Source organism: Pseudomonas sp. Ps21-P2, from assembly GCF_039672565.1.
Taxonomy (GTDB): domain Bacteria; phylum Pseudomonadota; class Gammaproteobacteria; order Pseudomonadales; family Pseudomonadaceae; genus Aquipseudomonas.
Genome location: NZ_JBDFPL010000003.1, coordinates 186,004 through 199,888 on the forward strand (window position 1 = coordinate 186,004; position 13,885 = coordinate 199,888).

The following is a 13,885-nucleotide window of genomic DNA, read 5'->3' on the forward strand; positions in this document are numbered from 1 at the left end:
GCTTTTAGTTGGGAGTCGGCCGTCGGGGGAGAGGTTCAGGGAATTATCGGGTAGTCGGTTGGGCGGGCGCTCCGTTCGCTTCAACTGCCGGAGGAACGCCCAAAATCCGAGGTCATTTCACTGCGTCTGGCTATTGCGTCAACTTGAGCCGCTCATGCCAGTCGGCAATCGACTCGTCAGGAAACTCCTCGAACTGCTGGTCATTCGGTCCTGCGGTCACTTCCACCCAGGGCGCCTTGGAGTTCAGCAACAAGTGCGTGTGCTCCGGCGGGGTCGGCAATGGCGTGTCGATGGCTGACGCAAACGGGTGGATCAGCTCCGGCCACTCGGGGCTGAACAGCCACAGCCCGCTGCCGCACCGTTTGCAGAAATGCCGTTCGGCACTGCTGATGCGGGTTTGGTGACCCTCATCGTCGCGCATCTTCGCGTGGTAGATGGCGATGTTGTCCTTGCCTTTGACGTCGAGACTTTTCGCATCGCCGCCCAGGTTGATCGCGTAGCCGCCACCGCCCTGGGTCTTGCGGCAGATCGAGCAGTAGCAGCGTTGATAAGGGTAGGGCTGGGCGCTTGTCAGGCTGAATTCGACGGCGCCGCAATGGCAGGAGCCTTCCAGATGCATATTCACCTCCGCTTGAATGTGATGTCGGGCCTAAGGGTCTAGACCGCTCAAGCGGGCGGGGTTCGATGTTTTCTCGAACGGGCGTTCGGATTATTCACGGACCGTTGGCTAAAGAAGCCTGCGGCAACGTCGATAAGCCGTAGTCATATGACCACTTTGCGTCCCGCCCCTCCAAGAATGAGCCACCCTTTATGAGCCTACGCAACCTGACCATCGCCCGCCGCGCCGGCCTTGGGTTTACCCTGATTTCCCTGTTGGTCGCGCTGCTCGGCTGGTTCGCCCTGAGCCAGATGTCGACGATCCGACAGAGCGAGGTGGCGGTTGAAAGCAACTGGATGCCGAGCATGCGTCTGGTCAACGACATCCGCGAAGCCATGCTGCGCATTCGCACGATCTCGCTGCGGGTTGCCCTTGACACCGATCCGAAAAATCTCAGCGTCTACAAAGGTCAGATGGACGCGCGCGCGAAGATCCTCGACGAGAAACTCGCCAGCCTCGACACCTTCATCGACACCCCGGAAGAGAAGGCGTTGTACGGCAAATTCCGCGCGACCCTGGTCGATTATCAGCGCGGTTTGACCCAGTCTTTTGTGCTCGCCGAGAGCGGTGACTTCAAGGCGCTGAACAAACTGCTGCTGGTGGACATGAAAACCGCCGTCGACAACTCCGGCGCGCAATTGGGCGATCTGGGTGATTTCTACTCCCATCAGGTCGAGCTCGAAGGCGCTGCCGCCGAAGCGCAATACGGCAACTCCCGAAACGTGGTGCTGGTGTTCGTGCTGATCGCAGCACTGGCCACCGTGGTGCTCGCGGTGTGGCTGACCCGCAGCATCGTTCGCCCGCTGCAGGAAGCGGTTGATGCCGCCGAATACGTGGCCAAGGGCGATTTGACCCATGACATTCGCGTCGAGGGCAATGACGAAGTCACGCGCTTGCAGAGCGCGTTGCAGCAGATGCAAACCAACCTGCGCTCGACCCTGAGCCTGATCGGCAATTCGGCGAGCCAGCTGGCGTCGGCCGCCACCGAGCTGAACTCGGTGACCGAAGACAGCCATCGCGGCCTGCACCAGCAGAACGCCGAAATCGAACAGGCCGCCACGGCGGTGAACGAGATGACCTCGGCGGTCGAGGAAGTCGCGCGCAACGCGGTGTCGACGTCCCAGGCGTCGAGCGAATCGAACACGGCGGCCCGCGACGGCCAGAGCCGGGTCATCGACACGGTCAATTCGATCCAGACCCTGTCCGGCAACGTGCAGCACACCTCTGATCTGGTGCAGAACCTGGCTGATCAGTCCAAGGACATCGGCAAGGTGCTGGACGTGATTCGCTCCATCGCCGAGCAGACCAACCTGCTGGCGCTGAACGCCGCCATTGAAGCCGCACGGGCCGGTGAGTCCGGACGCGGGTTCGCCGTGGTCGCCGATGAGGTTCGCGCACTGGCCCACCGTACCCAGCAGTCGACCCTGGAAATCGACAAGATGGTCACGACCATGCGCAGCGGTTCCACCGAGGCAGTGGAGTCGATGTCGATCAGCCGCTCACGGGCGACCGAAACACTGGGGTTGGCCCAGGGGGCCGGCGAGTCGCTGAGCCGGATCACTACGTCGATCAACGAGATTTCCGAACGCAATCTGGTCATCGCCAGCGCCGCCGAAGAGCAGGCGCAAGTCGCGCGGGAAGTGGACCGCAACATCGTCAATATCCGCGACCTGTCGATGCAGTCGTCGTCCGGCGCCAACCAGATCAGCGCGTCGAGCAACGAACTGTCCCGGCTCGCGGCGGAGTTGAACCAGGTGGTCACGCGCTTTCGGGTTTGATGGTTCTTCTCAACGTCTCAAAGGCTTCCCGGCTAAAGCCGGTCCCACAGGGTAATGCGGTATGAGTGGGACCGGCTTTAGCCGGGAAGAGGCCGGTTTGAGCACCCTCGGTTTTGCGGTGTGACAAATGACGCCTTCCTGGTAGGGCCGGCTTTAGCCGGGAACAGGCCAAGAACGGCACGCTTTCACCTCATTCACTTGCCTGTCGCTGCCCTCGGCTTGCATGATTCGCCCCGACTAATAATTCCTGGCGGGCCGAACCTGCCGACGAGATAGGTGAAGGGCAATGGATGACGTGAATCGCGATTTCAGCAGTTGGCTGCGCTCCCCGGGCCACGCGGCCTGGCTGATGCAGGAGGGCAATCGGCTGCTGGCGTTTGCCAAGGCCTCGAAGCTGTCCCAGGGCTTCGGCAATCTGGATGACCTCGGCCGGCTCCCCGCCGATGCCGTGGCCGAAACCATGAACACCGCACGCATGACCCACAGTTTCGCCATGGCCCACATCAACGGCATTCCCGGTTGCGCCGCGCTGGTCGATCACGGCATTGCGGCGCTGGCCGGGCCGTTGCGTGACGCCGAACACGGCGGCTGGTTCGCCAAACCCCTGGAACACAGCACTGACACCGGCAAGAACGCTTACCTGCACGCGTTCGTCGCCCTCGCCGCCAGCTCGGCAGTCGTCGCCCGTCGCCCCGGCGCCCAGGCGTTGCTGGAACAGGCGATTCAGGTGATCACCGGGCATTTCTGGAGCGAGGAGGAAGGCGCCATGCGTGAATCCTTCGACCGCGACTGGAGCAACGAGGAAAGCTATCGCGGCGCCAACAGCAACATGCACAGCACCGAGGCGTTTCTCGCCCTGGCCGACGTCACCGGCGATGCGCGCTGGCTGGATCGGGCGTTGAGCATCGTCGAGCGGGTCATTCATCAGCACGCCGCTGGCAACAACCATCAAGTGATCGAGCATTTCACCCTGCAGTGGCAGCCGATTCTCGACTACAACGTCGACAAGCCCGACGACGGTTTCCGCCCCTACGGCACGACGCCCGGCCACGCCTTCGAGTGGGCGCGGCTGGTGCTGCACCTGGAAGCGGCGCGGCGCAAGGCCGGGCTGGAAACGCCGGCCTGGTTGCTGGAAGACGCTCGCGGTTTATTCGAAAACGCCTGCCGCTATGGCTGGGACGTCGATGGCGCGCCCGGGATCGTCTACACCCTCGACTGGGAAAACCGCCCGGTGGTCCGCCATCGCCTGCACTGGACCCACGCCGAAGCGGCTGCTGCCTCTGCCGCACTGCTGCAGCGCACCCACGAGCAGCAATACGAAGACTGGTACCGGACGTTCTGGGAATTCAGCGAGACGCTGTTCATCGACTACGAAAACGGCAGCTGGCGCCACGAGCTCAACCCTGAAAACAAACCCAGCGCCGATATCTGGGCCGGCAAGCCGGACCTGTACCACGCCTATCAGGCGACGCTGCTGCCGGTGTTGCCGCTGGAACAAAGTCTGGCAACGGCGTTGGCGAGCCGGGCCTAGTCCGCGGGATCCTGCGCGGGCTCGAGGCCAACGCGATCTGTGTAGGAGCGACCGGGGTGGCGCTCCACCTTGCTCGCGAAGAGGCCAGTACATCCGCTATATCTTTAGCGCCTGAACTGCCGCCTTCGTGAGCAAGCTCACTCCCACAGTCCCGTTTTCAGCAGGTACATCGGCAGTGTGGTCATGTTGATTAAGGGCAATGGGTTGGCGAGCCGCGCATCAACCTCACACCTTCAACTCAATCCACGTCGGTGCATGGTCACTGGCGTGGGGCAGGTCCCTCACCCAGCGGTCCACCCCCGCGTTTTTCAGCTTGGGCTTCAGATCCTTGCTCAACAGCAGGTGGTCAATGCGCAGGCCGGAGTTGGTTTTCCAGTGGTTGCGGAAATAATCCCAGAACGTGTAAATCCGCTCGTCCGGGAATTTCGCGCGCAGGGCGTCGGTCCAGCCCTGGTCCAGCAACCGCTCAAAGCACGCGCGGCTTTCCGGTTGCAGCAAGGCATCCTTCAGCCATGAACGCGTGTTGTAGATGTCATTGTCGGTAGGGATGACGTTGTAGTCCCCGGCCAGCACCACCGGATGCTCGCTCTTGAACAGCGAGTCGGCGTGCGTGATGAAGTGCTCGAACCAGTCCAGCTTGTAGTCGAACTTCGGCCCCGGCTGCGGGTTGCCGTTGGGCAGGTACAGGCAGCCGACGATCACGCCCTGAACGGCCGCCTCCAGATAGCGGCTGTGCTTGTCCTTTTCATTGCCCGGCAAACCCCGACGAATTTCCAGCGGCTCACTGTCCCGGGACAGGATCGCCACGCCGTTCCACGACGGCTCGCCCTGCCAGATCACACCGTAGCCGGCATTGCGGATATCGTCGGCGGGGAAGGCCGTGTCGGCCGCTTTCAGTTCCTGCAGGCAGACGATGTCGGGCGCTTCCTTTTCCAGCCACTGCAACAGAATGGGCAAACGCGCGCGGATGCCGTTGATGTTGAACGTGGCGATTTTCAGCGTGGCCATGGCGTTCGCCTCCAATGAGTGTGCAGCGTTGGAGGTCGCCGGATCGGTGAAGATTCCATCGGCGTGCGCGCCGTTTGCTCTGTGTTCGCTCAGTCGGGCTTCTCACACTCAGGCAAAGCGTTGCGACACACGAATCACCTGCCGGGCGATATAGGTCCCCGTCACGATCACCGCAAAGAGTCGCAGGGTCTGCATCGCCAGCACGAAGCCGACGTCGGAATGGGTGTCGATGGCAATGATCGCCATGGCATCAAGACCGCCCGGGCTGGTGGCCAGGTACACCGAGAGGAAGTCCTTGCCCATGATTTCCGCGATGCCCCAGGCCGACAGGGCGCAGAGCAGGATCAGCACCAGCGCCCCGGCGATCATCGCGGGCAGCCGCCGCCAGACGTAGCTGATGGTCACGCGATCAAAGCGCAGGCCGATGTAACTGCCGATCGCGCCATAGGCAATCGCCAGCACCCAGGCAGGCAGGGTGATCTGCAGCAGGCCGCTCAACTGCAGCGCGCCGCCGAGCAGCAAGGGCACCAGCAAGGCACCGGCCGGCAAGCGACTGCCGAGCAGCACGCCGACCCCGATCACCAGCAGGCTCAGGCCCAGATTGAGCAGGTTCATCCCGTGCAACAGCGCGTCAGTGCTGTGGACGTCCGACCCACCGGCATCGGCACCAATCAGCCGACTGACCAGCGCGCCGACCATCACCACGCAGACCACTCGCACGTATTGCATGGTGGCGACCACTCGAGAGTCGGCGCCGTCATCCTCGGCCATCGCGACCATCGCCGACGCCGCGCCCGGCGAAGTGCCCCACGCTGCGGTACTGCTCTGAATGCCGCCCCAGCGCGCCATGGCGATGCCGACCACGGCACTCAACGCGACGGTGAGCAAGGTGGCGAACACCATGACATGCCAGGACTGCATCGCCGCGAGCAGCACGCCGACGGTCATGGAGTGGGCGACCAGCACGCCAACCGTGCCCTGGCCGAGGCGGAACACCTGCTTGTTCAGACGAACGCTGGCCCCGGCGACGCCGAAGCCGATCGCCACCAGCATGGGCCCGAGAAACAGTGCCGCGGGGACGTGGAAGTATTTGAACAGCTGGCCGGCGCTACCGGCCATGAGGATGAGCAGCAGCCATTGGGTCAGCGGGTGCTGGTGGGCGAGGGCAAACGAGGCGGGGCGTGGCAACGCGGATCTCCAGAGCATTGGCATTTCCTGATAAGGAGTGACCTGAGTGCTTCCCTGCCGAGTGCATTTCCAATGACGCCCAGTATCGACAGCGCAATCGATCAAGTCTATTTTCTAATAATCATGAATCGATAACTTTGGTTGATATATGGACCTGCGTGACCTGACCTATTTCGAAACCATCGCCGAACTCGGTCACCTCGGGCGCGCGGCTGAAAAGCTCAACCGCAGCCAGCCCGCGTTGACCAAAAGCATTCAGCGGCTGGAGGAATCCTTCGGCACCAAGCTGTTCCAGCGCGACGGCCGCCGAATCAAGCTCACGCCGGTCGGCGAACTGCTCCAGGCGCGGGGCAAGGTGCTGCAGCAAAGCATTGCCCAGACCCAGCGCGAGGTGCGGGATTTCGCCAGTGGCGCGGTAGGGGATATCCGGCTGGGCTGTGCGGCGACTATGGCCGAGTACCTGCTGCCGGAACTGACCAGCGCGCTGCTCAAACGCTCGCCGCAGGTCACGCTCAAGCTGGTGATCGGTCAGGACGACATGCTGCGCGAGCAACTGCGCTCCGGGCACCTGGACATGATCATCTGCGCCCAGCGCAGTGCCGAGGAGGAATTCTCGTTCTACCCGATCCTGACCGACGAAGCCGTGGTGATCGCCAGCCGCAACCATCCGATCTTCCAGGCGCCGTTCGAGATGCGCGACCTGTGCCGTTACCGCTGGGTGCTGCCGCCTTCCGGCGTGTCGTCGCGCATCTGGGTCGACGACGCCTTCGCCCGCCACGACCTGCCGCTGCCGGAAGTGCAGATCGAGTCCAATTCGATTTCCCTGCTGCCCCGGTTGATTGCCCAGACCAGCCTGCTGAGCTTCATCGCCCGGGAGACCCTGGAGTTCGGCAAGAACATGCAGGACCTGCGCGAGGTGCCGCTGGAGCAGACCACCATGACGCGCACCATTTGCGTCATGCTGCGCCGCGAAGGCTATCTGTCGCCTGCCGCCCACGCCATGGTGCAGATGCTGCGCGATGACGGCGGATCCTTCCTCAATTGGTCGTGACCTGTGCTTTTACCCCGCCGGGTGGGTTAGCCTGCTTAACGACATTCACCTACGGAGCGTCAACGATGCAGCTACAGACAAACCAGCCGGACATCCACGCAATTGCTTATTGGGCACACGACGGCGAGCATTTCGGCGGCGACCAGTCGCCCCTCAACGACGCCGATTCCGACGAAGACCGCGATCCGGAGGGCGAGCTGGATTTGAGCGAACTGGATCTGGACGAGTTTGCCGACGCTGACAAGCTGGACATCAGTTCGTCGAGTCTGGAATAGGCGGGGCGCTGGCGCTCGATTGTCGGATATCTCCAGTCGTGAACCGCTCCGCGGTCTAGCAGCAGATGCAAACCTTGTGGGAGCGAGCTTGCTCGCGAAGAGGCCAGTACATCCGCTGGATATTCAGTGGTAAATACGACGCCATCGCGAGCAAGCTCACTCCTACAGGGTTTGGGTTCAGCCAGCCAGATGCGCAGCCAATGCCTCAATCGCTTCTTCGGCCGTTTCGCTACTGCCGGCCCAGGTACACGCCAGCATCAAATTGCGCGGCAGCCCAAAATCCTCCACCTGAAACCCTTGCCCATCAAAGCCTGCCGCATCATGGGCGATCTGCTCGCGCAACGCGCCATTCGCTGCGAAATACGCCCACACCGGTTTGCCCAGGGCAACCGCCATGCCCACTTCGAAGGCCGTGCCTGAATCCGGTTCGGCGCCGCGAAAGGGGTTCAGGTTGGCCAGCACCGCGTCGCAGCGTTTGATCATCGCAATGTTGGCGTTGCAAATGACGGCGGCGGCTTCTTCAGGCGTCATCCCCTGCGGCACTTCGTTGTCAAAAGGGTACAAACCCTCAAGACCGTGCTGGTCGCACAGGGCTTTCAGATAGCGGCCGTGCTCGATGGCGTCGGCGCGAAATACGTCGAAGCCCGCGAGATAGACAAGGGGTTGGCTGGTGGAAGGCATGGCGATCTCCTGGAAAATGCGTGGAGCGAGTCTAACGGGTGAGCAGTGCTCTTTGGTCCGCGCCGTTGATCGGGCCGGCGCCATCCTACAGCAGGCAGGGCTGGAATCTGTACGGATAACCAGTATCCTGACGCTCTCCCGTCATCCTTTACGTGACCTCGCCGTGAGCCTTTCCCCCCTCGACAATCCGTTTTACTACCTGGAAAACTTCCGCCAGGTGCTGAACTGGATCGCCCAGCGCTACGACGACCTGCTCGATGAAGACGAGCGGCGTTTCATCGACGATTTTGCCCAGCTGCCGCAACCTGCGCAGGCCTTGCTGGTGCGCATGGTCATGCGCAAAGGCACGCTGTTCCGCGCCAGCAAGCTGGATTACGCCGAGATCGGCGACGTCCGACTGGCCGCCGCGCCCTTGCTGGAGTCCGGTTGGGTGGACGGCCAACCCCATCTCGATCTCCACGCCCTGTTTGCTTTGCTGCGCAAAGACGAACTGGGCCAGTGCTTCAAGGCCCACGGCGTCAAAAGCGCCGAGAAAAAATCCGACCTCCTGCAGCGCCTGTTGCCGATCTACGAATCGCCCCAGCGCCTGGAGCACTGGTTTGCCGGGTTCGAAGAAGTGATCTTCGCGCTGCAGGTCATGCCACTGTGCGACCGGCTTCGCTTGCTGTACTTCGGCAATCTCTACCAGGAGTGGTCGGAGTTCGTGCTGGCGGACCTGGGCATCTATCGCTACGAAAAAGTCGAATTTTCCGTCGAGTCCCGTGGCATCAACCAACGCGCCGACATCGACATCTGCCTGCACCTGCACACCTGCCGGCAGGCGCTGGACGACGGCATGGCACTGGCCGACCTGGCGCCTCAAGCGCTGGCCGTCGAGACCGACAATCACTGGCTGGCCATGCGTCGCGCCAAGCTCTTGTTCAAGATCGGTCAGCAGGCCGAGCGTGAACAGGACTGGCCGCTGGCATTGAGCGTTTACGCGCAGTCCAGCTACCCCGGCGCCCGTGTGCGGAGGATCCGCGTGCTTGAGCGCAGCGAGCAATTCCTCGACGCGATGACGCTGCTGCTGGAAGCGCAATCGGCGCCGGAAAACGACGAAGAAACCCAACACCTGCTGCGCATACAGCCGCGTCTGAAGCGCAAGTTGGGCGAGGGCAGCGTGCAAAAGAGGATGAAACGCACCGTCACTCGGCTTGATTTGAGCGTGCTGCCGCTTCCCGATCACAGCGTCGAACGGCTGATCCAGCAGCACCTGGCGGAAGAGGGCAGCGAGGTGCACTACGTGGAGAACGCGCTGGTCAATTCGCTGTTCGGTCTGCTCTGTTGGCGGGCGATCTTTGCGCCGCTGCCCGGCGCGTTTTTCCACCCGTTCCACAGCGCACCGAGTGACCTCTACAGCCCGGACTTCTACCAGCGCCGCGCGGCCCTGTTCGACGAATGCCTGGCGCAGCTCGACGACCAGCGCTACGAAGCAGTGATCCGCGACACCTACGCCAGCAAGTTCGGGCTGCAATCGCCCTTCGTGTTCTGGGGCACCCTGACCCCGGAGCTGCTGAATCAAGCGCTGCACTGCCTGCCCGCGCAACACCTCAAACGCTGGTTCCGACGCCTGCTGCAAGACATCAAAGCCAACCGCACCGGCATGCCCGACCTCATCCAGTTCTACCCCGCGCAACGCCGCTACCGAATGATCGAAGTCAAAGGCCCCGGCGACCGCCTGCAAGACAACCAACTGCGCTGGATCGACTTCTGCGCCGAACATGAAATGCCGGTTGTGGTGTGCTACGTGAAATGGGCGGAAGAAGACCTGATGGCAACTGGGTGACACCGGTTTCCCCGACCCCGTACATCCGCAACATTTTTAGCGCCCCAACTGGCCTCTTCCCGGCTAAAGCCGGTCCCACTAAAAGCTCCGCGTATACCCCGGGGGGCAGGCGTCAGCCGGAATGGACGCGGAGCGTCCCGGGATGCATACCCACGCGGAGCGTGGGCACGATCAGAACAGCGCGCGTTGCATCGGTGAGACCGGTGACGCGGAGCGTCAGGGGATGCATTCCCACGCAGAGCGTGGGAACGATCAAGATCAAAGGCTTCCCGGCTAAAGCCGGTCCTACTAAGCGTAAGCGCGCTTTTGATCTTCATACGCAAAAAGCCCAGACGCCGCCAATCGCGACTTTGGTGCAGGCCGAACGCAGACGACGCGCAGTGGGCCGAGCCGCATGGATGCGGCGAGAGCGCCGTCAGGACATGGATGTCCGTTCGGCGCGGGCCCACGGAGCGAGACCGGAGTGAAGGAACCCCGAGGAACGAGGGGCCAAACCGAGAGCAAGCACCTTTGGTTACTTGGGGTGCTTTTCCAAGTAACTCGCCGAAGGCGAAACAGTCTGCCCCCAGGCAGACGCTTGTGATCTTAAGGGTCTTGATCTTGATCTTGATCCTAAAAACACCCCGCCTTAGCGCTTGATCTTCTTGGCCACCACCGGCAACGGCGCAAACAACGCCGCAATATCCTCATCCTGCAACTTCCAGTCCCCGGCCTTGCGCCCATCCAGCACACCGGCTGCCAGCGCCGCCTTCTCCTGCTGCAAATGCTGAATCTTCTCCTCCACCGTCCCCCGCGCAATCATCTTGTACACGAACACCGGCTTATCCTGACCAATCCGATACGCCCGATCCGTCGCCTGATTCTCCGCCGCAGGGTTCCACCACGGATCGTAGTGAATCACCGTATCGGCCGCCGTCAGGTTCAACCCCGTGCCACCCGCCTTCAGACTGATCAAGAAGATCGGATGCTTGCCGCTCTGGAAATCCTGTACCGGCACCCGCCGATCCCTGGTCTTCCCGGTCAGCAGCGAATACGCGATCCCGCGCTGCTTCAACTCCGCCTCGATCAACTCCAGCATCGACGTAAACTGCGAAAACAACAGAATCTTGCGATTCTCCGCAAACAACTCCTCCAGCATCTCCATCAGACTGTCCAGCTTGCCGGAACTCGACTGCCGCGGATTGACCGGCGCACTGTTGACCAGCCGCAGGTCGCAGCAGACCTGACGCAGCTTGAGCAGCGCTTCAAGAATGATGATCTGACTGCGCCCCACGCCCTTACGGGTGATCTCGTCGCGGACCTTCTTGTCCATCGCCAGGCGCATGGTTTCGTATACATCGCGTTGGGTGTCGTTGAGCTCGACCCAATGCACGATCTCGGTTTTCGGCGGCAGCTCGGTCGCCACCTGCTCCTTGGTCCGGCGCAGCAGGAACGGCTTGATCCGTGCGTTGAGGTGCTCCAGACGCTGCTCGTTGCCCAACTTCTCGATCGGCGTGCGGTAATTGCTGTTGAACTGCTTGGCATCCCCCAGCCAGCCGGGCATCAGGAAATGGAACAGCGACCACAGCTCGCCCAGGTGGTTTTCCAGCGGCGTACCGCTCAGACACAGACGCTGCCGAGCATTCAACTGACGCGCCGCCTGGGCCGCTTTGCTGGTGGGGTTCTTGATGTATTGCGCTTCATCGAGCACCAGCACATGCAGCAGTTGCTGGCTGAGCACTTCGACGTCACGGGGCAGCAGCGCGTAAGTGGTCAGGATCAGGTCGTAATCCTGCAGCCGCTTGAAATCCTGATGCCGCTGGGTGCCGAACAGCGCCAGCACCTTGAGTTGCGGCGTGAAGTGCCTCGCCTCGTCCATCCAGTTGGGGATCAGGCTGGTGGGCATCACCACCAGCGCCGGCCGGTCGAGACGTCCGGCCTGTTTTTCCAGCAGCAGGTGCGCCAGGGTTTGCAGGGTCTTGCCCAGGCCCATGTCATCAGCGAGCACGCCGCCGACTTCCAGCTCGCGCAGCGCCTGCATCCAGCTGAGGCCCTCCAGCTGATAAGGCCGCAACGTCGCATTCAGGCCCTCCGGCACCTCACCGCGCACGTCCTTGATGTTCACCAGTCGCTCGGAAAACTGCCGCAGCCGGTCGCCGCCCTGCCACACCAGCGGCAGGTCATCGAGCTGCCGCAGCCGCGCGGCGTCGGCGGTGTTCAGGCGAATGGCGTTGTTGCCATCCTCGCGCCAATAGAAATCGCCCAGGGTCGCCAGCACCGGTTTCAGCCGACCATAAGGCAGCGCCACCTGAATCGGTACGCCGCCGCGCTGGGTGAAATGGTTGAGCTGAACCAGCAGCTGCTCGTCGTCGCGGCGCTTGGCGATGCCGCTGGCGGTCATCAATTCCGGGTGCGTGCGCAGCAGATTGATCAGAATCGGCAGCAGGCTCAGCCGCTCGCCATTGACGATGATCCCCAGCTCCAGATCGAACCAGTCGCGCTCCGGCTCGTCGTCGACCACTGCGTACCAATCGTCCACCGGCGTGACGTCAAAGCCGAAGTCTTCGCTCATCTCGATCTGCCAACCTTCGACGCGCAGCCGGGGCAGGTCATCGAGAATGAAGCTCAGCCAGGCCTTGTCGGTGGGCAGTTCGAACATCTCGCCGGCGCTGTCCGGCAGCGCCTTGCTCTGCCGGGTAGCGATGCGAAAGCCCAGTTCCTGAAGCTGCTTGCGGTACTCGCCTTCACGCTCAGGATGGCGGCGCGTGCGCAGAATTTCGTCCGGCAGATGCCAGAGGATGTCGCCGCCACGGCCGGGGGCGGGCACGCCAGACACATAGGATTCGCGGTAGCGAAACGCCAGGGCCGCGCGGTGCTGGATGTGCCGCTGCATCTTGCCGTTGCGCGGTTCGTAGGCGCTGTACTCGAAGCTGGCGAGAATCAGCCGAGGCTCGGGCTCGATGTTCTTTTCCAGGCGCTCGGGCAACTTGGGTTTTTGCTCGACGACTTTCGGTCTGCGCGCAGCTGGCTCGCCGTCCACCGCTGCAAGAATGCCGGGGCTGTTTGCCGGGTCCTGCAAGAAGAACAGCGCCGCCGCACAGTGCTTGCAGTTGTTTCTGACCGGGCAGGTGCATTTGCCGACAATGAAATTGCGCGTGCGCTCGGGGTCCTTGAACAACAGCGTCTGGGTGTAGTTCTCCAGGCTTGAACCCCGGCACACCGTGCGCACCACATCGCCGCTCAAGTGTTCGAGCATCACGCGCTGCTGCCGCGCGTACTCCAGACCCCGCTCGACCGCCTGGGTTTTGAACAGCGGTTCCCACGGCAGGGCGAGGGCTTTTTCCAGTAGGGACGCCACGTCTAGGCCTGCGTCAACGCGGTGGCTGGACGGGGGAAACCTTGATCAGCATGGCGAGGCTTCCGTTGTCCATATAAGTAAGTTCTCCGTTTCTGACGCGAGTGGCCTGACGCATGCGCTCGCTGGTCACCAGCACGCCGTGGCTGTCCAGCTGGTTGACCCAGAAGTTCGCGTCGATGTCGGTAAAGCGTGCCAGACCCAGGCTCACCGTGCCCTCGATGGGGAAATGGCCGAACTGCTCCTGGCCGTCACTGATCGCCACCTTGCTCGGCGTGGCACTGAGGTCCTGTTGCCAGGCTGTGTGCAGCAGCACTTTATAGCCGTCGCTCGATTCGAGCTTGTTCACCAGACCGTCCAGCGCCGTGGGCGTCTGGCTGTCCGCGCCCGGCCGTTGCGCCCCGGCGGCCCAGTCTTCCGGCGCGGGTTGATTGGTCGCCGCCGGCTCGCCGTTCTGACGGAACAGGATCAGTTCCACCTGATAGGTGCCATCGGCGAAGGCCGCCGGGGCAAACAGCACCAGCAGCAGGGTGAAGGAGCGGATCAAACCCATGGT

At 62.5% G+C, this 13,885-nt stretch carries 11 protein-coding genes; 5 read left to right on the forward strand and 6 right to left on the reverse strand.

Features of this window, described 5'->3' with window-relative positions:
* Positions 1-130: 130 nt before the first annotated feature.
* Entirely contained in the window at positions 131-619 is a 489-nt protein-coding gene (locus ABEH28_RS08490; RefSeq protein ID WP_346629652.1) for a GFA family protein, read from the reverse strand.
* Between the two features lie 191 nt (positions 620-810).
* Between ABEH28_RS08490 and ABEH28_RS08495 the strand changes: the two genes are divergently transcribed.
* On the forward strand, positions 811-2,436 hold the full coding sequence (locus ABEH28_RS08495) for a methyl-accepting chemotaxis protein (protein WP_282373497.1): 1,626 nt from the start codon (positions 811-813) through the stop codon (positions 2,434-2,436).
* 286 nt (positions 2,437-2,722) lie between these two features.
* Positions 2,723-3,967 carry an AGE family epimerase/isomerase gene (locus ABEH28_RS08500; protein WP_346629653.1) on the forward strand — a complete coding sequence of 415 codons (1,245 nt, stop codon included), beginning with the start codon at positions 2,723-2,725 and terminating at the stop codon, positions 3,965-3,967.
* Between the two features lie 225 nt (positions 3,968-4,192).
* Here the strand turns inward: ABEH28_RS08500 and ABEH28_RS08505 are convergent, their stop codons facing one another.
* The gene (locus tag ABEH28_RS08505; RefSeq protein WP_346626454.1) at positions 4,193-4,975 is read right to left on the reverse strand and encodes an exodeoxyribonuclease III; all 783 of its coding nucleotides are present in this window, start codon (positions 4,973-4,975) and stop codon (positions 4,193-4,195) included.
* A gap of 108 nt (positions 4,976-5,083) precedes the next feature.
* Positions 5,084-6,181 (reverse strand): AbrB family transcriptional regulator, encoded by a 1,098-nt coding sequence (locus tag ABEH28_RS08510; protein WP_346629654.1) that lies wholly within the window; start codon positions 6,179-6,181, stop codon positions 5,084-5,086.
* Positions 6,182-6,311: 130 nt separating this feature from the next.
* Between ABEH28_RS08510 and ABEH28_RS08515 the strand changes: the two genes are divergently transcribed.
* Complete coding sequence (locus tag ABEH28_RS08515) at positions 6,312-7,214, forward strand: LysR family transcriptional regulator (RefSeq protein WP_282373606.1); 903 nt, start codon at positions 6,312-6,314, stop codon at positions 7,212-7,214.
* 65 nt (positions 7,215-7,279) lie between these two features.
* A complete protein-coding gene (locus ABEH28_RS08520) occupies positions 7,280-7,489 on the forward strand; it encodes a hypothetical protein (RefSeq protein WP_346629655.1) in 210 nt (69 codons plus the stop codon).
* A gap of 177 nt (positions 7,490-7,666) precedes the next feature.
* Here the strand turns inward: ABEH28_RS08520 and ABEH28_RS08525 are convergent, their stop codons facing one another.
* The gene (locus ABEH28_RS08525) at positions 7,667-8,170 is read right to left on the reverse strand and encodes a nucleoside 2-deoxyribosyltransferase (RefSeq protein ID WP_346629656.1); all 504 of its coding nucleotides are present in this window, start codon (positions 8,168-8,170) and stop codon (positions 7,667-7,669) included.
* Between the two features lie 163 nt (positions 8,171-8,333).
* Here ABEH28_RS08525 and ABEH28_RS08530 point away from each other — a divergent pair, with 163 nt between their 5' ends.
* Complete coding sequence (locus ABEH28_RS08530) at positions 8,334-9,995, forward strand: VRR-NUC domain-containing protein (RefSeq protein WP_346629657.1); 1,662 nt, start codon at positions 8,334-8,336, stop codon at positions 9,993-9,995.
* Positions 9,996-10,623: 628 nt separating this feature from the next.
* Here ABEH28_RS08530 and ABEH28_RS08535 read toward each other — a convergent pair.
* Together ABEH28_RS08535 and ABEH28_RS08540 are read right to left on the reverse strand one after the other, a co-directional pair.
* On the reverse strand, positions 10,624-13,332 hold the full coding sequence (locus tag ABEH28_RS08535) for a DEAD/DEAH box helicase (RefSeq protein ID WP_346629658.1): 2,709 nt from the start codon (positions 13,330-13,332) through the stop codon (positions 10,624-10,626).
* A gap of 13 nt (positions 13,333-13,345) precedes the next feature.
* Positions 13,346-13,882: a peptidoglycan binding protein CsiV gene (locus ABEH28_RS08540; protein ID WP_346629659.1), complete on the reverse strand. Its 537-nt coding sequence runs from the start codon at positions 13,880-13,882 to the stop codon at positions 13,346-13,348.
* Positions 13,883-13,885: the final 3 nt, after the last annotated feature.

Bases quoted from the DNA above. Each gene is read 5' to 3' on its own strand.
- ABEH28_RS08540 (WP_346629659.1), bottom strand. From the start codon at position 13,882: ATGGGTTTGATCCGCTCCTTCACCCTGCTGCTGGTGCTGTTTGCCCCG.
- ABEH28_RS08510 (WP_346629654.1), bottom strand. From the start codon at position 6,181: ATGCTCTGGAGATCCGCGTTGCCACGCCCCGCCTCGTTTGCCCTCGCC.
- ABEH28_RS08495 (WP_282373497.1), top strand. From the start codon at position 811: ATGAGCCTACGCAACCTGACCATCGCCCGCCGCGCCGGCCTTGGGTTT.
- ABEH28_RS08515 (WP_282373606.1), top strand. From the start codon at position 6,312: ATGGACCTGCGTGACCTGACCTATTTCGAAACCATCGCCGAACTCGGT.
- ABEH28_RS08520 (WP_346629655.1), top strand. From the start codon at position 7,280: ATGCAGCTACAGACAAACCAGCCGGACATCCACGCAATTGCTTATTGG.
- ABEH28_RS08525 (WP_346629656.1), bottom strand. From the start codon at position 8,170: ATGCCTTCCACCAGCCAACCCCTTGTCTATCTCGCGGGCTTCGACGTA.
- ABEH28_RS08505 (WP_346626454.1), bottom strand. From the start codon at position 4,975: ATGGCCACGCTGAAAATCGCCACGTTCAACATCAACGGCATCCGCGCG.
- ABEH28_RS08500 (WP_346629653.1), top strand. From the start codon at position 2,723: ATGGATGACGTGAATCGCGATTTCAGCAGTTGGCTGCGCTCCCCGGGC.
- ABEH28_RS08490 (WP_346629652.1), bottom strand. From the start codon at position 619: ATGCATCTGGAAGGCTCCTGCCATTGCGGCGCCGTCGAATTCAGCCTG.